The sequence below is a fragment of the uncultured Ruegeria sp. genome, from assembly GCF_947497005.1.
GTDB lineage: Bacteria > Pseudomonadota > Alphaproteobacteria > Rhodobacterales > Rhodobacteraceae > Ruegeria.
Genome location: NZ_CANMFF010000010.1, coordinates 96,949 through 116,364 on the forward strand (window position 1 = coordinate 96,949; position 19,416 = coordinate 116,364).

Below are 19,416 nucleotides of genomic sequence, written 5' to 3' on the forward strand. Positions count from 1 at the left end.
TTACGTGTGCAGTTCGAGGTATTGGGTCATCAACTCTCGGGCGGTTTCAATGAACCGCGCGTTTCGTAAGTCCGATCCATCTTCTTGCAGGCGGGAAGACACCCATCCCACATAGGTTGCTGCGCGCAGTGCCATGAACAGGCCAAGTTGATCGGCGCAAATCTGTCGTTCAGATCGATATCCTGCCAGCAATGCATCATGCAACTGGTCGAAATCGGGTTCGTTCAGGTTCTTGAGAAGCGTCGTCGCGATATCAAACAGGCGAAAGCCAAACCCGGCATCGTCGAAGTCGATCAGCCACACTTGGTCTCCGTCGATCATGATGTTTTCGCGGACGAGATCAGCATGGATCAGCCCATAATCCAGCTGATCTTCCAGTTGCTTAAGGTCAGGAACCGCGATGTTTCTGAACTCCAGAAACAACGCGCGGTCTTTTTGGCTAAGTGTTGGGTTCTCCCAAAACCGATCCCAAAGAGGCGCGTCTCCCAGCAGCCCGTTCCGGTCCCATGACCAACGCATAAAGTCGTGCGGACGAGCCCAGTGGTCACTGATGTCGTGTAGCCGAGCCATTTCCCGGCCAATCGTGAAGAAAATGCCAGTGCGATCTGGATGATCCAAGGCTGTTCCGGTTGCACCCAAAGGGCGGCCTGGCAACCAGTTGAGCATGTCGACTTGAATGCCGTCCAACAGATGCAGATAACGCCCATCTGCGGCAGGGATAGGTGTCGGAACCCCAACCCCTTTTTGTCCGATTGCAGCCATCCATTGTAGCTCTGAACGGAGTTCTGAATCCGTTCGCAGCCCCTTTCGATGCAATCTCAATGCATAGGCGTTCTGACCATTTTGAACTTGGTAGACGTGGTTTTCCCGAGCCGCCACGAGAGACCATTCGCTGTCGGCCATTCCCCAAAGGATCAGCGCGTGTTCTATGATCTGTTTCATGCAACCAACGGGGTTTCCGCCAAAACTTCGGCCAGCGTGTCAAAGAGCAGATCCGCGTTTTCGACAGAGAATGGCATGGGTGGGCGGATTTTCAGGGTGTTCTTATGGTGCCCCAACTTGGAGTGTATGATCCCGCGGCAACGCATGGCGTTGATGACACGTTCAGTGAATTCACCGGCGGGCTCTTTGCTATCGCGATTCAGAACCATTTCGGCCCCGAAGATGAGTCCTGAACCACGCACGTCTCCGATGAAATCATACTTCTCTTTCAAAAGGTTCAGCCGATTTCGTGCATGATCGCCGACGGACTTGGAATTTGCGACCAAGTTCTGTTCTTCAATCTCTTCCAGAACCGCCAAAGCTGCGGCACATGAAACCGGGTTTCCGCCAAACGTGTTGAAATACCTATATCCCTCGCGAAACGTCGCAATGATCTCCGATCGTGTTGCCACGCCGCCCACCGGATGACCATTGGCCATGGGTTTGCCTATGGTCATAATGTCCGGAACGACACCCATCTTCTGATGCGCCCACATATGGGTGCCGGTTCGCCCAAAACCCGACTGCACCTCGTCACAGATCAACAGGCCCCCGGCTTTGCGCACGACATCGGCAGCGGGTGCCAGCCAACCGTCGGGATGGTCAGGAAAGCCTTCGTTCAGAAAGTAAGGGCAGAGGATCAATGCGGCAAAACCGGTGCCAGAATTTTCGTGCTCGGCAATTTGTTCCGCTACCGCATCAGCAAATTTCGCCCCATCGAGATCGGGATTTCGGTAACTATCAGGCGCACGAACAAAGCGGAAGTATTGGTCCAGCCCGAAGCCTACGGTCGGGATGTTAGACTTGCTTAGCTGGCTGACCAGCGCCGTGTTTCCATGATACGTGGCGTCGGTCGCGATGATGCCTCGTTTTCCGGTCATGCCCTCGGCCATGCGCAGGGCAATATCATTTGCCTCGGAACCGGTGCAGGTGAGGATAGCGGTATCGAGCGATGCATCCATCGTCCCGGTCAGTTTCTCCACGTAATCCAGAATTCCGTCATGCAGATACCGGGTATGGGTATTGAGCGTGCTCGCCTGACGGCAGATCGCCTCGACCACGCGCGGGTTGCAATGGCCAACATGTGGTACGTTGTTATAACAATCCAGATACTTACGCCCGTCTGCATCCCACAACCAAACGCCTTCACCTTTCACAAAATGAACCGGCTCGTCGTAGAACGTCGACACGTTGGGGCCCAAGAGCTGTGCCCTGCGTTCAATTAGTTCAACAGACTTTGCTGGAAGGGTCATGAAGATGGCTTTCTCTCAGAGTTTTATCCAGGCAGTCTTCAGATCGAAGTATTTGTCCAAAGCGTGCAGCGACTTGTCATGCCCGTTACCCGACTGGCGAACCCCGCCCAGCGGTACAGTCAGGTCGGCGCCACCATATGTGTTGACATGCACCACACCGGCGCGAATGCCAGCCACCATGCGATGCGCGCGGCTGAGGTTCGAGGTCCAGACACCGCCAGCCAGCCCATAGACCGTGTCATTGGCCAGACGGATCGCTTCGTCTTCATCCTTGAAGGGCGTAACGGCCAGGACAGGGCCGAAGACTTCGTTCTGGAACAGGTTGTCGGTCTCTTTCACTCCGGCCATGACGGTAGGCGCCATGTAATAGCCGCCGGTCTCTGTCAGGATACGGGTGCCGCCGGTGCGGCGTTCGGCGCCTTCTGCTTCTGCTTTGGTCACGAAATCCAGATTGGCCTCTAGCTCGGGCAGGCTGTGAACTGCGCCGATCTGACTGTTCAGGTCCAGCGGGTCGCCGACGCGGTATTTTTCAGCGTGACCGCTGATCTCGGAGACGAAGTCCTCGTAAATCTCCTGCTGGACCAACAGGCGTGATCCGGCGACACAGACCTGACCCGAGTTACGGAAGATTCCAGCGGCTGAGACCTTGGCCGCTTCGGCCAGATCAGGAGCATCGGCAAAGACGATGTTCGGGGACTTACCGCCCAGTTCCAAATAACAGCGTTTCAGGTTCGACTGCGCGGAATATTCCAACAGCCGCCGCCCCGTTACGCCTGAACCGGTGAACACCAGGATGTCGACATCCATCGACAACGCCAGCGCCTCGCCAACGACCGAACCACGCCCGGTCACGACATTGAACACCCCATCGGGCACCCCGGCTTCGGAGGCCAGTTCAGCAATCTTGAGAAGGCTGAGCGAGGCGCTTTCGGCAGGTTTCAGTACGACGGAATTGCCTGCGGCCAGTGCCGGTGCAATCTTCCAGCTGCCGATCATCAATGGGAAGTTCCAAGGTACGATGGCCCCGACAACCCCGACCGGAGCGTGATGCACCAGACCCAGAACATCATCGCTTGTCGGGGCGATTTGTCCGTAGGTCTTGTCGATCGCCTCGGCGTAATACCGGAAAGTAGCAGCTGCCGAGAGTACCTCGGCCTTGTAAGCCATGGTGATCTCGGTTCCGTTGTCGCGCACGCCCAGCACGGCAATCTCAAGCGCGCGTGCTTCGATCAGGTCAGCCAGTTTCAGCATTACTTTCTTGCGGTCAGCAGGGGCCATGCGCGACCATCGCCCATTCTCGAACGCTATGCGCGCCGCACGAACGGCTGCCTCGACATCCGCAGGCGTGCCCTCGGCGATCAGAGCCAGAGGCTGACCGTTGATCGGAGACAGAACCTGATGCCGGGCTCCGGTTTCGCCATCCTGAAAGCGGCCGTTTATGAAATGCCCAAGCGGAGCAATGTCCTGCGCACGCAGCGCATCAATCGAGGATTGGTCCATGGGGGTTATCCTTGCTGAGTTGAGTCTTCATCGAGGACCGGTTGAGGTTTGATGCGTTCCTTGTGTTCCTGAATCAGTGAGCGAACGTGGAGCAGAATGATCCCAAGGATCATGATGAATAGTATTGCGGCAATCGGCCGGTCGATGAAATCAAGTGGTGTCTTCACCCGCGCCATGGCGCTGCGCAGTTTGACTTCCATGATCCCGCTCAGAACCATGCCAAGTATGATCGGAACTATGGGCAGGTTCAGGCGCTTCAGGATCAGCCCGAACACGCCGAACCCGGCGGCAATGGCGCAGTCCGTGACTGAGTTGCGCAGGCTAAATACGCCGACAAAGGACAGCGTCAGGATCATGATCCCCAGAAAGCGCGTCGGGATCTGAATGATCTTCAGCAACAGATTGGTAGAGAACAACAAAAAGACCAGAACGATCACATTGAGCAGGATCAGCGACATGTACAGTGCCATGACAAAATCCATCTGATCGGCAAAAAGCTGTGGTCCGGGGATCACGTTATGGACGTAGAAGACCGACAGCATCATTGCCGTCAGTGCTTCACCCGGAATACCCAAAGCCAGCAGCGGAATCATTGCGGCCCCTGGAACGGCATTGTTGGCCGCCTCGGACGCCACCAAACCTTCTGGTGATCCATCGCCGAATTTGTCGGGGTCTTCAGAGGTTTTCTGTGCGTATGTGTATGACAGGAACTGTGATGTGAATTCGCCTGTGCCCGGTACCATGCCCATGAGCACACCCAGCGATGACGACACCGTTGCTATGCGTTTCAGGCCCAGCAGTTCTTTGAGGCCCGCGAAGATGCTGCCGCGCACATGGGTCTCGCCCGGCGCGTGTTCTTTGTCGACCAGCAGCAGCAGCGCCTGACTGATGGCGAACAGCCCAAGAACCACCACGATCAGATCGACACCTGACGAAAGCCAGGTTTGGTCAAAGGTAAAACGTTTGGTGTATTTGACGGGTTCCAGACCGACGGTGCTGAGGAAGATGCCGAAGAACGCCAACATCGCGGCCGAAAAGGTCTGTCCGCGATGGGCCAGGATCACCAGAAGGATGCCCATTAACGCAGCCAGGAATATTTCGCGGCTTCCGAAATGTGGGGCAACCCAGGCCAACACAGGCGATAGGATGATCAGACAGAGGATCGAGAAGATGCCGCCGAAAAACGACGCCGAATAGGCCAGCGACAGGGCCCGGTGGCCCTCGCCGCGCTTGGTCATGGGATAGCCGTCATAGGTGGTCAGTGCGTTGACGGCCGTGCCAGGCGTGTTGATCAGAATGGCAGGAATTGCACCGCCATACATGGACGACCCGTAAATGCCCAACAGAAGGGTCAGGCCGACGATGGGCTCAAACGCAAAGGTGGCGGGCAGCAGAATGGCAATTGCCACAGCAGCGCCGACGCCGGGCAACGCGCCGATGATGACGCCGCCCACCGATCCGATGACCAGTGCCACGACGACCTGCCACTGTGCCAGAATTGCAAAACCGGAAATCAGATTGTCCATTTTGGCCTCACAGATAGGTCAGCGCAAATGCGCGCAGCCCGTCGGGCAGCAATTCGTATATGCGACCAGCGGGGATGTTCACCTGCAGCAGCGCGCGGAAGACAATTGCCACGACCGCGCCGAAAATGAGTGCAGCACAAAAAGCCCCCGGCAATCGAAACCCCAATCGTATTGTCAGAAGGGCGGCGAAAAGCATGGTCGATGGCAGATAACCAAACCAAGGAACTGCGGTGACATAGATCAAGAAGTAGACAACGTATTCGAGGGACATTAGCCAAAACGTCACCTCTCTCAACCGCCCGGGAATGCGTGGGGATAAAAAAGAACTCAGCAAGTGAAGGCCGCTGAATACAACCATGCCCCAGATCGCGATCTTGGGCCACAGGGCGGGTTGCGCAAACCACTTGGTTCGTTTGACAGTCTGAGTCTCAGTGCCGAGCTGGCTGAGGAGGAACAGGGAAAAACTGAAGAAAATGAAGGCAAAAACAATGTCTCCGGGACGTCGATAGCGCCGGAACATGTCCTGCAGTGTCTTTGCAATCATCGTGGCCTCCTTTTTGAATGAAAAAGGCCCGGCACTGTTTGATCGTGCCGGGCCTTTTTCGGATTATTCTCCCAGTATCTCTTCGATTTTGGCGAATGAGGCTTTGTCCTGCTCGATCTGAGCATTGGAAGCGTCTGGATCCTGCCAGTAGATCAGCGCGCCTGTTTCCTCAGCCAGCTTTTTGGCTTTGTCAGAGGACAACGCTTTCTGTGCGGCAGCTGTGATCTTCTCGCGTGCGTCAGCCGGAGTGTCCTTGTGGACAAACAAACCGTTCCACAGGGCCAAAGGCAAGTCCGGGTTGAGTTCAACGATGGTTGGCGTGTCCGGAACCAGAGAAATCCGCTCGCCACCGATGCTGGCCAGAACATTCACCTGATCAAGGCAGGGAAGAATAAGTTGCAGCGTCGTGTTGATCACGTCTACGTCGCCTGATGCCAATGTGTTGCAGTCCAAAGCGTCAAATGCTGCTTCGCTGGCAAAGTCGAACCCGCTGCTGACAGCTGCAGCAAAGGTGACTTGCGTGGGCGGCAGAACCGACCCGAAGTGGCCAAGCGCCAAATCGTTTTCCTTGCCGTGCTCAACCAGTTCTTCCCAGTTCGAAAACGGCGCATCCTTGCTGGCTGCGATGACGAAGGGATAGGTCAGGAAGATTCCGACCGGATCAAACGGGTTCGGGTTGAGTTCGGGAATTCCGATCTCAGGTCCAATTACCGGCACGCCGATGACGAAAGAACCGATCGTATAGCCATCTGCCGGAGCGGCTGCCACCTCGACAGCGCCGGGGAACGGGCCGCCGCCACCGCCGGGTTTGTTCACAACGGCGGCTGGCACACCGTACATGGCCTGAAACTCATCTGCAATCATCCGTGTCAGCACGTCTTCCAGATCGCCCGGAGGCCACGGAACGACAAAGCTAACCGGCTTCTCGGGGTATTCAGCCAGTGCTGCGGTTGCCGAAGCTACGAAAGCGGCGGCTGTTAGAAATTTCTTCATTGACACCTCCCGTTATTGGTTCAATAAATGAACCTCGTTAACAATAATAATGTTGCTTTGTTAAGTTAGTTCTGTCAAGTATTACCTGAGCGAGAGGACGTGAAGCACATGGGTACTGCCCTTAATGCCCTAAAATTGTTGGATTACTTTTCCAATGCCCGTCCAGAGATCGGGCTGAGCCTTCTTGCGCGGCTTTCGGGGCTGAACAAAGCAACTGCCCTGCGTCACTTGCGTGCGCTTGAGGAGTTCGGGCTGATCGAACAGAATCCAATGACAAAATCATATGCCATCGGACCGGCGGCATTGCGGTTGGCTGCACTGCGTGAAATCGCCAGACCGGGCATTGAAAGCGCGCGCCAAAAAATGCAGGCTGCCATGCAGATAGTCGGTGAAAGCTTGCATCTTTCTTTGTTGGAAAAGAATGGGCTCCAGACAACGCTCGTGGTCGAAACAACGCAGCACAGTGTCCGTGTCAGCCTGGACCCCAGCGAAATGCTCCCGCTCAATGCGACGGCCTCGGGTCTTTGCATGCTTAGTTTTGGACCGGCTCATCTTAGGGTGCAGTTGGATCAGGATGTTCAGGTGCAATTCACGGAATCTACACTTACTGATCCAAAACTCATCAAAGAACAGGTCGCACAGATCGGTATTTCCGGCTGGGCCAACAGCAGTGGCAGTTACGAAGATGGTGTCTTTGGATACGCTGCGCCGATATTTGGCATTGATCAGATAGCACTGGGAACCATTGCGATTGCTGTCCCTGAAAGCCGTGCCACCAGCGACCGCCTTCCTGAAATTCTGTCTGCATTACACGCGCTTTCGACAGATATGACCGCAGATTTTGGCGGTCAGTTGCCTGACACCTTTCCAACAGAATTCCACCCTTGACCGAGGGTGGACGCAGCTCCCGGAGACCCGCGACATGAAAGACTCCAATTTCCTTAAGGAAAACAACGCCCGTTACTTTTGGCACCCAATGGCGCATCCCGCCGACAGTCAGAAGAACCCACCGACCATTCTAAGCGGTGGTGAGGGGGTCAGCATCGTTGATGTCGACGGTCACAAGGCGCTGGACGCCGTAGGAGGCTTATGGAACGTTAATCTGGGCTATTCCTGCGAGCCGGTGAAGCAGGCTATAGCAGACCAGCTAAACGCGTTGCCGTATTACTCGACGTTTCGCGGCACCAGCAACGACAAGGCGATTGAGCTGTCTTATGAGTTGGCCCAGTTCTTTGAGCCCGACGGGCTGACCCGTGCCTTTTTTACGTCGGGCGGATCGGATTCCGTTGAGATTGCACTGAAGCTGGCGCGTCAATATCATAAAGTTCGGGGTGAAGCGGGGCGCACCAAGTTCATCAGTCTTAAGCAAGGTTATCACGGCACCCATTTCGCCTCCGCCTCCGTCAACGGCAATCAGAAATTCCGCACGGTTTACGAACCGATGATGCCTGGGTGTTTTCATGTGCCTGCGCCCTGGACCTATCGTAATCCGTTTGACGAAACCGATCCCGAGCGTCTGGCGCAGCTTTGTGTCAAAGCGCTGGAGGCCGAGATTGCGTTTCAGGGTGCGAACACCGTCGCGGCCTTCATCATGGAACCGATTCTGGGGGCAGGGGGCGTGATCCCGCCGCACAAGAGTTTCATGCCGATGGTGCGCGAGGTCTGTTCCAAACATGGTGTTCTGCTGATCTCGGATGAGATTATCACCGCTTTTGGCCGCACTGGCAGTGAAAGCGGTGCGCGGCACTGGGGCGTGCAGCCCGATATCATGACCACGGCCAAGGCGATTACAAACGGGTATTTCCCTTTTGGTGCGGTCCTGATCTCAGGGGCAGTGGCCGAAGTTTTTGAAAAAGATACAACCGGTCTTGCATCCGTCGACCAGGGGTATACTTATTCTGGCCATCCGGTTGGTGCGGCGGCTGCGTTGGCCGCCCTGTCCGAGATCAACCGATTGCGGGTCTGGGAAAACGCTGCAGCACGCGGGGATGAGTTGTTTGCCGGGTTGCAGAAACTGGCTGATAAATACGACGCGATTGGGGATGTGCGAGGCGGAGAGGGTCTGATGTGTGCGTTGGAGCTGGTCTCGGATCGCGCGAGCAAGGCACCCATCGCTAAACACCTGCCGCTGCAGGTTCAGAAAGCTGCCTATGAAGACGGTGTGATGGTCCGCGTATCCGGCAACAACATCATTCTGTCGCCACCACTGATCATCACTTCGGAAGAAGTGGCCAAGATTTTGGCGGCGTTGGATACTGGTCTGGCGACCCTGTGAACTTCAACCGGCCCCGTCTGAAACGGGCGGGGTCAGACTTTGACGGCCTGCAATTCCTCCAGCAGGTCCAGCAGGTGATCCAGTTTCTCCCGGCCCATTTGCGTCTCGATATTGCTGGAGATCGCAAGGGACGAGGCCAGGTTTTCCTTGAGGATAGAACGGCCTGCATCCGTGATCGTGACCATGGTGCGGCGTTTGTCGTCGCTATCCTGACGGCGGGTGATCTGACCATCGGCCTCCATCGTGCGCAAAATGCGGGTCACGCTGGGAAGAAGCAGGCAAGCCTCATGCGCAATTGTGCTTTGCTCCACTTCGCCCAGCTCATCCAGAACACGCAGGATGCGCCATTTCTGTTCGGTCAGTTGGATGCCGTTCAGCATATCCCGGATCGGGGCCATGACGGTTTCACGCGCACGCAACAGCGCAATCGGAAGGGACCGGGCAGTGCTTTTGGTATGGCTTTGAGTGTTCATGCGGCCTTCTAGATTGCAGCCTGGGAAATTGCAAAGATTAACAATGCAATCTCTTGACAGGTGGTGCAATAAATACTAAACATGTTAACTAATAAAGGAGAGATCATGCCCCATTTCCAAGTCGAATATTCCGGAAATCTGGAAGGCAAGATCGACATGGGTGGCCTGTGCGAGTGTATTCGGGCAACGGCTGCCGGGATTGAGACCTTTCCGATGCCGGGCATTCGAGTCCGCGCGACGTGCGTTGACCACTATGCCATTGCAGATGGCAACCCGGAGCATGGTTTTATTGATATCTCGATCCGCCTGCGGGCAGGCCGATCTGAGGACGTTAAGCAGGTTGCTACGCATCGTATGTTTGAGGCGGTCAAAGCATATCTGGCACCCGCCCTTGCCCAACATTCCATCGCGCTCTCGCTTGAGATGCGCGACATCGACCCCGAGCTTTCGCCCAAGACCGGCACGATCCGGGACCACCTGGCCGCGACCACGCAGGAGACCTGACGCATGAGCGCACTGGATACAAATATCGAAAAACTTACAGGTTTTCTGACCCGGTTCAAGGAAACAGGTGTCCGCAACCGTATTGCCGGCGAAGACCGCGAAGGTTCTGCCGGGGTGTTTCAGTCCACTTCACCAGTCGATAAATCCGTGATCTGCGATGTCGCCCATGGCACGGCTGATGACATTGATGCGGCCGCCAAGGCCGCTCATGCTGCCTTTGCCGACTGGCGCGACATGCCTGCCGCCGATCGTCGCCGCATCTTGTTGAACGTTGCCGATGCCATCGAAGCCCGCGCCGAAGAAATCGCGCTGTGCGAATGCTGGGATACAGGCCAAACCCTGCGCTTCATGTCCAAGGCTGCGCTGCGGGGGGCCGAGAACTTCAGGTTTTTCGCGGATCAGGTTATACAAGCGCGGGATGGGCAGCACCTGAAGTCTCCGACCTTGATGAATGTCACCACCCGCGTGCCAATCGGTCCTGTTGGCGTGATCACCCCGTGGAATACGCCCTTCATGCTGTCGACATGGAAGATTGCGCCCGCGCTGGCTGCGGGCTGCACCGTAGTTCACAAGCCTGCGGAAGACAGCCCTCTGACTGCGCGCCTGTTGGTAGAAATCACCGAAGAGGCCGGATTGCCCAAAGGTGTGCTGAACACGGTCAATGGATTTGGCCCCGATGCAGGCAAGGCCTTGTGCGAGCATCAGTTGATCAAAGCCATTGCATTTGTTGGGGAAAGCCGAACTGGCAGTCTGATCGTCAAACAAGGCGCAGAAACGCATAAACGTAACCATCTGGAACTGGGCGGAAAAAACCCTGTCATCGTTTTCGATGATGCGGATCTGGAACGCGCTTTGGATGCTGTGATTTTCATGATCTATTCGATCAATGGTGAGCGTTGCACGTCATCTTCGCGGCTGTTGGTGCAGGACACGATCAAGGAAGAATTCGAGGCCAAGCTGATAGAACGCGTAAACAACATCAAGGTAGGTCATCCACTCGACCCGGCGACCGAGATCGGCCCGCTTGTCACCGAAGAGCACTACAGTAAAGTCACGAGCTATTTCGACATTGCCAGGGAAGACGGGGCAACCATCGCTGCCGGTGGGGTCAAGGTGGGCGATGAGGGTTATTTCGTTCGCCCGACCCTGTTCACCAATGCCAACAACCAGATGCGCATCGCGCAAGAAGAGATATTTGGTCCTGTTCTGACGTCGATCCCGTTCTCGACCGAGGAAGAGGCACTGCAGATCGCCAATGACACGCCTTATGGCCTGACTGGCTATGTCTGGACGAATGACCTGACCCGCGCCCTTGGGTTTACAGACAAGTTGGAGGCTGGAATGATCTGGGTAAATTCGGAAAACGTGCGTCACTTGCCAACACCGTTCGGTGGGGTCAAGGCATCTGGCATCGGTCGGGATGGCGGCGATTGGAGCTTTGAGTTCTATATGGAACAAAAGCACATCGGCTTTGCCACCGGTCAACACAAGATCATGCAATTGGGTAAGTAGACCCCGCAGGTCGGCCCCACCGGGGCGGGCCGATTTTACGAGGAGGATTTACCATGGGAAAGATAGTTCAAGCCGCGAAGATCACGCATGTACCCAGCATCTGGATGTCCCACACGATGCCCAAATACAAAGGCATCCGGCAATCTGCCATTGATGGGTATGAGCGCCTGCGTCAGGACGCGATAGATCGCAAGGTTGATACGTTCATTGTGTTCGACACCCACTGGATCACCAATCAGGGGTTTCATCTGAACACGAAAGAGCACCACAAGGGTCGTTTTATCAGCCATGAACTGCCGCATATGCTGGCGGATATGGAGTTCGACTATCGCGGGGATCACGAACTGGGGGAAGCTATCCTCAATGTTCTGCGCGAGCGCGGAGAGCGCGCGTTGGGCCACTCGCATCCGGATATGGGTATGGAATACGGCACTCTGCTGCCTATGCATTTCATCAACGACGGGGTGAACGCGCGGGTTTTGCCAGTGGCGGTCAACCAGTTCTCTTCGATTGCTGAAAACCGTGTCTGGGGTGAGGCCATTGCCGAAGGCATTCAACGCTCGGACCGCAACGTCTCCATTCTGGCATCGGGCTCGCTGAGCCATGATTTCACACCGAATGAACGCTCGGTCGACGGGCTGAATGCAGTGAATGGCGAGTTCAACCGCCAGATGGACATGCGCGTTCTGGAGCTTTGGGAACAGGGCAAGTTCGAAGAGTTTCTTGAGATGCTGCCGGACTATGCAAAGAAATGCACAGGTGAATGCGCCATGAATGACACCGCATTGCTGTTTGGGGCTCTGGGTTGGGGAAGCTACAAGGGTGAGATCGACATCTATACCCCTTATTTCGGCAGCTCTGGCACCGGTCAGGCGAATGTCAGCTTTTCGGTATGAACCGGGTAGCTGAACACGTGGATTTGACGGCGATCCCGTCACAAAGGAAAGCTATTAGATGAATTGGGACGCGTTTTCGCATTGGGGTCAGCATATCTCAAAATGGGCGGCCGATTACCACAGGACACTTGCTGAACGCCCTGTACGCGCACAGACCGTACCCGGGGAAATCGCGGCCCAGCTCAAGGTGACGCCCCCAGATAGTGGCGAGCCGATGGAAGCCATCATGGCCGATTTCGAACGAATCGTGATGCCCGGCATCACCCATTGGCAACATCCTCGCTTTTTTGCCTATTTCCCAGCCAATGCTGCACCGCCGTCGATGTTGGCCGAGATGTTGGTGACGACTATCGCAGCGCAATGCATGTTGTGGCAGACCTCGCCTGCCGCGACCGAGGTTGAGGGCGTTATGGTCGACTGGCTGCGGCAAGCTCTCGGATTGCCCGAAGGTATGACCGGGGTCATTCAGGACAGCGCATCTTCGGCTACCTTGTCGGCTGTGTTGACTATGCGAGAACGGGCCACAGGGTTTACCGGCAACCGCGAAGGTCTGAGCGCCAAGGGTGCACTGCGGATTTACTGTTCGGACCAGGTGCATTCGTCAATCGACAGGGCATGCTGGGTTGCAGGGATCGGCCAGGACAATTTGGTCAAATTGCCCACGCAGGGCTCAACCTTTGCGATTGATGCAGCCGCATTGGAGGCCGCCATTCAGGATGACATAGCCGCCGGGAACATCCCTGCCGGTATCATTGCCATCACTGGCGGAACGGGCGTTGGTGCCTGTGATGACTTGGTGACGGTGGCAGATATTGCGCAAAGGTATGACCTCTACACTCATCTTGATGCGGCATGGGCAGGATCGGCCATGATCTGCCCCGAATTTCGCGAAGCCCTTTGGGTTGGTGCGGACCGCTATGACAGCATTGTTTTCAATCCGCACAAGTGGATGGGCGCGCAATTCGATTGCGCAATCCAGTTCCTGCGAGACGCCGCACCGCAGCTCAATACGCTGAAGATTGAACCGGAATACCTAAAGACAACCGGCATAGAAGTAACGAATTACTCAGAGTGGACTATTCCTCTGGGCCGTCGGTTCCGGGCGTTGAAGATCTGGTTTTTGTTGCGATCGTACGGGTTGGAAGGGTTGCGCGAACGTATTCGCAATCACGTAGCCTGGGCCAATGAGATTGCGCAGAAGATCGGCGCGATGGAGGGGTTTGAGATAACAACCGGCCCGATCCTCAGCCTGTTTTCCTTCCGTTGTCCGGGCGACGATGCCACGCAGCAGCGGTTGGTGGATGCGTTGAATGACGATGGCCGGATTTATCTGACACAAGGCGTATTCGACGGCCGTAAGATCATTCGTTTTCAGGTCGGACAGTTCGATACAACTCGGGATGATGTGCTAATGGCAGCCGAAGTTATCCGCGACGTCTGGGAGACCCTCAAATGAAATTTGCAACCTTCACTGCCAACGGAGAAACTTTCTTCGGCGCGATCACCGAAACGGGCGCAATCGCGCTGAATCAAGCTTTCCCGGATCATGACAGCCTATACGAGGTAATTGCAGCTGGTGCTTTCGACCGATTGGCAGAAGCAGCCGATGGAAGATCCGTCACGCATACGGATTTTACCTTTGATATGGTGATGCCGGACGCCCGCCGTATCCTTTGCGTCGGGGTGAACTTTCCTGACCGGAACGCGGAGTACAAAGATGGCAGCGCGCAGCCAAAATACATGTCGCTGTTTCCGCGTTTTGCCAGCGGGTTTACCGGCCATGACCGCCCACTGATCCGCCCGCCGGAAAATCACACTCTGGATTATGAAGGCGAAGTGGCCATTGTGATTGGAAAGGCTGGCCGTCGCATTTCGAAAGACAATGCGTATGACCACATCGTTGCTTTGACCTTGTGTAACGAAGGAACTATCCGTGACTGGGTGCGCCATGCCAAATTTAACGTCACGCAAGGCAAAAACTGGGACAATTCAGGAGCTATCGGTCCGTGGCTGGTGCCCTTAACAGATGCGGCCCAGTTGGATGACGCTCGTATTCAGACACATGTGAATGGCGAGTTACGGCAGGACGATACACTGAACCGAATGATGTTCCCGATCCGGCGTGAGATCGAATACATCTCGACTTTCATGACGCTGGAGCCGGGTGACATAATTGTAACCGGAACGCCTACCGGGGCCGGCGCGCGGTTCGATCCGCCAAAGTATCTGGTGCCAGGCGATGTGGTCGAAGTTTCCGTCGAAGGTATCGGGACCCTGCGCAATACCATCGAGGACGAGCAAGTATGACGCCCGAAGATCACGCGCGCTCCGCCGCGGATCTGTTGCAAGCTGAAAGATCTCGCGAACAGATTGGATTGCTGACCCTGCTCCATCCCGAGATGGGCATGGATGATGCCTATGAAATACAGAACGCCATCTATCGCCAGAAACTGGCCGAAGGGCGCAAAGTGATAGGGTGGAAGATCGGTCTGACATCGAAGGCGATGCAATATGCGCTGAACATCGACATTCCCGATAGCGGAATTCTGTTCGACGATATGGCTTTTGAAAATGGTGCCATTGTTCCTGCGGGACGTTTTATTCAGCCCCGGATTGAGGCTGAAATTGCTTTTGTCATGAAGTCTGCCATTGGCGGGGCAAACGTGTCCCGTGCGGATATTATTGCGGCCGCTGATTACGTCGCGCCTTCGATTGAAATTTTGGATACGCGGATTCAACGCGTCGACACGGAAACCGGAAAGACTCGCACGGTTTTTGACACGATCAGTGACAATGCCGCCAATGCAGGTATCGTTCTGGGTGCAGAACGTCATCCGGTCGATGCTTTTGATCTGCGCTGGGTCGGGGCACACACCTTCCGCAATGGCGAGATCGAAGAAACCGGTCTGGGCGCGGGCGTGCTGAACGATCCGGTCGAAAGTGTTGTCTGGCTGGCGCGTCGCATGGCGCAATACGGCCAGAGCATCGAACCCGGACAGGTCATTCTATCCGGCAGCTTTATTCGCCCGGTCGAGTGCCCTTCGGGAACAGAAATCCAAGCGGATTTCGGGCCGTTCGGCTCGGTCGATATCAGTTTCGCCTGAAAGGAACGCCAATGCCTGCGCCGAGTAATACGTTCAAGGCCGCTCTGAGGGCGGGAACTCCTCAGATCGGGTGTTGGGTTGGGCTGGCCAATGCCTATACAGCCGAGATCGCCGCCACCGCGCAGTTCGACTGGCTACTTGTTGACGGAGAGCATGCACCAAACGACCTGCGTTCAATCCTTGAACAAGTAAGGGTGATCGAGGGATCTGGCAGCGTCCCAGTCGCACGTCTGCCGATTGGCGAGACCTGGATGATCAAGCAATATCTCGATGCCGGGGTGCAGAACATTCTGGTTCCGATGGTGGAAAGCGGTGATCAGGCGCGCGATTTGGTGCGGGCTGTGCGGTACCCACCTCATGGGGTGCGGGGCGTTGGTTCCGCTTTGGCGCGGGCCTCACGATTTGCAGCCATCCCTGACTATCTGAAAACAGCGGATGCCCAGATCTGTTTGCTGGTGCAGGTGGAAAACAGGTTGGGGTTAGAGGCGCTGGACGATATTCTGGCGACCGATGTGGATGGCGTGTTCATCGGACCATCGGATTTGGCCGCAGACATGGGCCATATCAGCAACGCCGCGAACCCAGAAGTGGTTGCGGCTGTGCTGGATGCGATCCGGCGCATCGTTGCGGCAGGCAAGGCCGCCGGAATCTTGACCCTGGACTCGGTTGTGCAGCGAAAATGTCTGGATCTTGGGGCAACATTTGTGGCCACTGACATTGATGTGACGTTGTTTGCCAAGGCTATCCGGTCCGCCGCCGCAAAAGGTCTAAGCCTGCTGGCGGACCAGACCGTCTCGGGAACTGCGCAGACGGGTGCGGCCTCCAAATATCTTCAACAACTCTGTATGCATTGGTCGCACAAGGCCCAGGTATCATTTGACGAAACGCAGGGCAGTGTTTCTTTCTCCGACGGTGATCGTGTGACCCTGACAGCAAGCGACACCTGTCTCACTATCATCGCCACCACTGGACCGCGCGGCGACTTGGCCGGTTGGCAAAACGTGATTGAGGCTCATCTGGAGCGGTTCGCCTTTCGCGAAAAATTCAGCATTGATTGGCTTGAGTGAAATCCCTCGGGCAATTTTGACCATCAAAGATTACTGTGGCCGAATCCGTGTCCCGCTGCAGCATTTCATCGTTAAAGTAGACTAAATGTCGGAGATCGACATTCGAAGATGTTTGAGGTTTTGACAGAGAAACTCAATCTCTTTGCTGGTTTGCCAGCCGCTCTAAAACCAGCGGGTCGAAATCCGGGGCGCGCACTCGGCGTCGATCCGGCTCAACGGCGCGTAAGGGATCTACCGGAACTATTTCGCTCGCTGCTCTGCGAGCAAGTTCCTGATAAACTCCGGTGCCTCGGGATTTCCAATTGATTTCCGATTCAGTCAGCGGGCGCAAGACCCGTGCCGGAGAGCCTGCGATCATTTGCCGGGGTTCGAATGTGGACTTCGCTTTCACAAAGCTTAACGCACCAACAATACAATTCCGCGCAATTCGAACCTCGTCCATGATGACGCTGTTCATTCCAATCAGAACGTTTTCTTCCAGATGGCACCCATGCAGGACAGCGCCATGTCCGACATGACCGGATCGTTCGATGATCACATCCCGACCGGGGAAGCTGTGTAACACGCAGGTTTCCTGAATATTCGATCCATCGCCAATGATGATCCGGCCAAAATCACCGCGCAGGACTGCAGCAGGCCCGACATAACAGCCTTCCCCTATGATCACGTCGCCGAGGATAACAGCGTCCGGATGCACAAAAGTGGTTTGGGCAATGACCGGTACAACGTCATCAAATGCGTAACATCCGCCCATATACTTATCCTTTCATTTTTAGGGGAATTATCGACGTCGAATTGCTGCGTGCGTATTCGATGTGGCCCGTGGCAGCGCCGACTCAACGGGTGGTTGCCCAGAAATCCAAAGCAATTTGCCTACAGATTCTGCACGCCATGTACCGTCAAGGTGCTAACCAGATCTGCGTAATCTTCGCGGGCTTTGGATCCGGCACCGGTGTTCCACATATAGTACCAGTTCAACATCCCAAAGATTGACATAGTGGCACCGCGAAGCTTGTCTTTGGCATTGTCAAAGGCATCTGGTGATAATTCTTTCAGGATGTCGCGGACAAAGTTCACCATTTCAAGCTGATACCCCCGCAGGAGTTTTTGCTGTTCCTCAGTCAATGCGCTCATGCCACTGATCTGCACCCTGTGTTCGTCATCTGCCCCTTGGTAGGCAAACAGGATTTCGTGCACTGCTTTCCGCAGCTTTTGCTCAGGGGTAAGACCGTTCATATCCACATTGCAAATCCGGTCACGCAGCTCGCGCAGATAGGTTTCGAGGATGTCATACAGAATGGCATCCTTGCTGTCGTAGTAGTGGTAGATATTGGCCTTTGAAATCCCGCACTCTCGCGCCAACAGGGTCATCGAGGCGCGGTCAAACCCCTGATCGGCAAACACTTTGGCAGCGGTCTTCAGAATTTGTTCCCGCTTTTGATCGTGATCTTTTGCGATTGTCCGGGCCAAGGCTTACTCCTTATCGCGATTGTCTACGACGCGCTTCGCCTTGCCCTGAGAGCGTTCGACGTCGCCGGGGTCACCTACAACAATTTCCGTTGAAACGCCAACGACGTCCTTGATCCGCTTGGTCAGCATCCGTGCTGCGGCTGTTTTTGACAGCTCATCGGTAGAGTCCACAGACGCTTCTACAAAGACCCGCATGGCATCCATCCGGCCGGATTTGTACAGCTCGATCTGATAATAAGGGGCTAGGCCACCCGTTGCCATGACCTGCTCTTCAATCTGGCTGGGGAATACGTTGACCCCTCGCAGGATCATCATGTCGTCGCTACGGCCGGTAATCTTAGCCATTCGACGCATTGACCGTGCCGTACCCGGCAGCAAGCGGGTCAGATCGCGTGTGCGGTAGCGGATCATCGGCAACCCTTCCTTGGTCAGGGTTGTGAACACCAACTCGCCGATTTCACCGTCAGGCAGAACGTCTCCGGTGCTGGGGTCAATGATTTCCGGCAGGAAATGGTCTTCCCAGATGACTGGCCCATCCTTGGTTTCAACGCATTCATTGGCCACCCCGGGGCCCATGATCTCGGACAGGCCGTAGATATCAACAGCATGCATGTCGAATGCGGCTTCGACCTCGGCACGCATGGCGTCTGTCCAGGGTTCCGCACCAAATACACCAACCTTCAACGAGCTTTCACGTGGGTCGAGACCCGATTTATGGAACTGTTCAAGGATGTTGAGCATGTATGACGGTGTAACCATAATCCCGTCGGGCTGGAAATCGTTAATCAGGCTGACCTGCTTTTCCGTTTGCCCTCCTGACATCGGAACGACAGTCGCGCCCAGGCGTTCAATCCCGTAATGGGCGCCCAACCCACCAGTGAACAACCCATATCCATAGGCATTGTGCACCATGTCACCCTTGCGCAGCCCCGAAGCGCGCAAGGAACGCGCGCCAAGATCCGCCCAGTTGTCGATATCGTTCTTTGTGTAACCCACCACCGTCGGTTTGCCCGTCGTACCGGACGAAGCATGCAGGCGAATTATTTCACTGCGCGGGACCGCGAACAGACCGAACGGGTAATTGTCGCGCAGATCATTCTTATACGTAAACGGAAACTTTGCCAGATCGGAGAGCTGCCGAAGATCGTCAGGATGCACGCCAGCCTCGTCAAACCGCTGTTTGTACATAGGGACATTTTCGTAGGCATGGCGTACGGACCATTTCAGGCGCTCAAGCTGCGTCGCACGGATTTCGTCGGTCGAGGCGATTTCGATCGGATCCAGGTCCGCTTTGTTTGGGGAAAGGTCTTCCATCGCG

The 19,416-nt window shown here is 55.6% G+C and carries 19 protein-coding genes; 9 read left to right on the forward strand and 10 right to left on the reverse strand.

Annotated features, from left to right (window positions below):
• The 6 genes from Q0816_RS15265 to Q0816_RS15290 form a co-directional block, all read right to left on the reverse strand.
• Nucleotides 1-942, reverse strand: coding sequence for a phosphotransferase (locus Q0816_RS15265; RefSeq protein ID WP_298852079.1), 942 nt, complete (start codon nucleotides 940-942; stop codon nucleotides 1-3).
• Nucleotides 939-2,234: an aminotransferase class III-fold pyridoxal phosphate-dependent enzyme gene (locus tag Q0816_RS15270; RefSeq protein ID WP_298852081.1), complete on the reverse strand. Its 1,296-nt coding sequence runs from the start codon at nucleotides 2,232-2,234 to the stop codon at nucleotides 939-941. Before Q0816_RS15270 ends, Q0816_RS15265 begins: the two co-directional genes overlap by 4 nt.
• A gap of 15 nt (nucleotides 2,235-2,249) precedes the next feature.
• A complete protein-coding gene (locus Q0816_RS15275; RefSeq protein ID WP_298852082.1) occupies nucleotides 2,250-3,734 on the reverse strand; it encodes an aldehyde dehydrogenase in 1,485 nt (494 codons plus the stop codon).
• 5 nt (nucleotides 3,735-3,739) lie between these two features.
• Nucleotides 3,740-5,260, reverse strand: a complete 1,521-nt coding sequence (locus Q0816_RS15280; RefSeq protein ID WP_298852083.1) for a tripartite tricarboxylate transporter permease — start codon at nucleotides 5,258-5,260, stop codon at nucleotides 3,740-3,742.
• Between the two features lie 7 nt (nucleotides 5,261-5,267).
• Nucleotides 5,268-5,804, reverse strand: coding sequence for a tripartite tricarboxylate transporter TctB family protein (locus tag Q0816_RS15285; protein ID WP_298852084.1), 537 nt, complete (start codon nucleotides 5,802-5,804; stop codon nucleotides 5,268-5,270).
• A gap of 63 nt (nucleotides 5,805-5,867) precedes the next feature.
• Entirely contained in the window at nucleotides 5,868-6,797 is a 930-nt protein-coding gene (locus Q0816_RS15290; RefSeq protein ID WP_298852085.1) for a tripartite tricarboxylate transporter substrate binding protein, read from the reverse strand.
• Between the two features lie 108 nt (nucleotides 6,798-6,905).
• Here Q0816_RS15290 and Q0816_RS15295 point away from each other — a divergent pair, with 108 nt between their 5' ends.
• Together Q0816_RS15295 and Q0816_RS15300 are read left to right on the forward strand one after the other, a co-directional pair.
• Nucleotides 6,906-7,685 (forward strand): IclR family transcriptional regulator, encoded by a 780-nt coding sequence (locus Q0816_RS15295; protein ID WP_298852086.1) that lies wholly within the window; start codon nucleotides 6,906-6,908, stop codon nucleotides 7,683-7,685.
• 34 nt (nucleotides 7,686-7,719) lie between these two features.
• Nucleotides 7,720-9,072, forward strand: coding sequence for an aminotransferase class III-fold pyridoxal phosphate-dependent enzyme (locus tag Q0816_RS15300; protein ID WP_298852087.1), 1,353 nt, complete (start codon nucleotides 7,720-7,722; stop codon nucleotides 9,070-9,072).
• Between the two features lie 32 nt (nucleotides 9,073-9,104).
• Here the strand turns inward: Q0816_RS15300 and hpaR are convergent, their stop codons facing one another.
• Nucleotides 9,105-9,545, reverse strand: a complete 441-nt coding sequence (gene hpaR, locus Q0816_RS15305) for a homoprotocatechuate degradation operon regulator HpaR (protein WP_298852088.1) — start codon at nucleotides 9,543-9,545, stop codon at nucleotides 9,105-9,107.
• Nucleotides 9,546-9,650: 105 nt separating this feature from the next.
• On the opposite strand from hpaR, the gene Q0816_RS15310 reads away from it, so the two are divergent.
• From Q0816_RS15310 to Q0816_RS15340, 7 genes are read left to right on the forward strand one after another with little or no spacing between them, the layout of a single operon-like run.
• Nucleotides 9,651-10,049 carry a 5-carboxymethyl-2-hydroxymuconate Delta-isomerase gene (locus Q0816_RS15310; RefSeq protein WP_298852090.1) on the forward strand — a complete coding sequence of 133 codons (399 nt, stop codon included), beginning with the start codon at nucleotides 9,651-9,653 and terminating at the stop codon, nucleotides 10,047-10,049.
• 3 nt (nucleotides 10,050-10,052) lie between these two features.
• On the forward strand, nucleotides 10,053-11,561 hold the full coding sequence (gene hpaE / locus Q0816_RS15315) for a 5-carboxymethyl-2-hydroxymuconate semialdehyde dehydrogenase (RefSeq protein ID WP_298852091.1): 1,509 nt from the start codon (nucleotides 10,053-10,055) through the stop codon (nucleotides 11,559-11,561).
• 53 nt (nucleotides 11,562-11,614) lie between these two features.
• Entirely contained in the window at nucleotides 11,615-12,457 is an 843-nt protein-coding gene (gene hpaD, locus Q0816_RS15320; protein ID WP_298852092.1) for a 3,4-dihydroxyphenylacetate 2,3-dioxygenase, read from the forward strand.
• A 58-nt stretch (nucleotides 12,458-12,515) separates the two neighbouring features.
• On the forward strand, nucleotides 12,516-13,913 hold the full coding sequence (locus Q0816_RS15325; RefSeq protein ID WP_298852094.1) for a pyridoxal-dependent decarboxylase: 1,398 nt from the start codon (nucleotides 12,516-12,518) through the stop codon (nucleotides 13,911-13,913).
• On the forward strand, nucleotides 13,910-14,764 hold the full coding sequence (locus tag Q0816_RS15330; protein ID WP_298852096.1) for a fumarylacetoacetate hydrolase family protein: 855 nt from the start codon (nucleotides 13,910-13,912) through the stop codon (nucleotides 14,762-14,764). The genes Q0816_RS15325 and Q0816_RS15330 overlap by 4 nt, the downstream gene beginning before the upstream one ends.
• Nucleotides 14,761-15,561, forward strand: a complete 801-nt coding sequence (hpaH, locus tag Q0816_RS15335; protein WP_298852099.1) for a 2-oxo-hept-4-ene-1,7-dioate hydratase — start codon at nucleotides 14,761-14,763, stop codon at nucleotides 15,559-15,561. Before Q0816_RS15330 ends, hpaH begins: the two co-directional genes overlap by 4 nt.
• A gap of 11 nt (nucleotides 15,562-15,572) precedes the next feature.
• The gene (locus Q0816_RS15340) at nucleotides 15,573-16,628 is read left to right on the forward strand and encodes an aldolase/citrate lyase family protein (protein WP_367180505.1); all 1,056 of its coding nucleotides are present in this window, start codon (nucleotides 15,573-15,575) and stop codon (nucleotides 16,626-16,628) included.
• Nucleotides 16,629-16,761: 133 nt separating this feature from the next.
• Here Q0816_RS15340 and Q0816_RS15350 read toward each other — a convergent pair whose 3' ends face one another.
• The 3 genes from Q0816_RS15350 to paaK all read right to left on the reverse strand — a co-directional run bounded on the left by Q0816_RS15350 (nucleotide 16,762) and on the right by paaK (nucleotide 19,412).
• The gene (locus Q0816_RS15350; RefSeq protein WP_298852101.1) at nucleotides 16,762-17,382 is read right to left on the reverse strand and encodes a transferase hexapeptide repeat family protein; all 621 of its coding nucleotides are present in this window, start codon (nucleotides 17,380-17,382) and stop codon (nucleotides 16,762-16,764) included.
• A gap of 119 nt (nucleotides 17,383-17,501) precedes the next feature.
• Nucleotides 17,502-18,098: a TetR/AcrR family transcriptional regulator gene (locus Q0816_RS15355; protein WP_298852103.1), complete on the reverse strand. Its 597-nt coding sequence runs from the start codon at nucleotides 18,096-18,098 to the stop codon at nucleotides 17,502-17,504.
• A 3-nt stretch (nucleotides 18,099-18,101) separates the two neighbouring features.
• Nucleotides 18,102-19,412 carry a phenylacetate--CoA ligase PaaK gene (gene paaK, locus Q0816_RS15360; RefSeq protein WP_298852106.1) on the reverse strand — a complete coding sequence of 437 codons (1,311 nt, stop codon included), beginning with the start codon at nucleotides 19,410-19,412 and terminating at the stop codon, nucleotides 18,102-18,104.
• Nucleotides 19,413-19,416 lie beyond the last annotated feature (4 nt).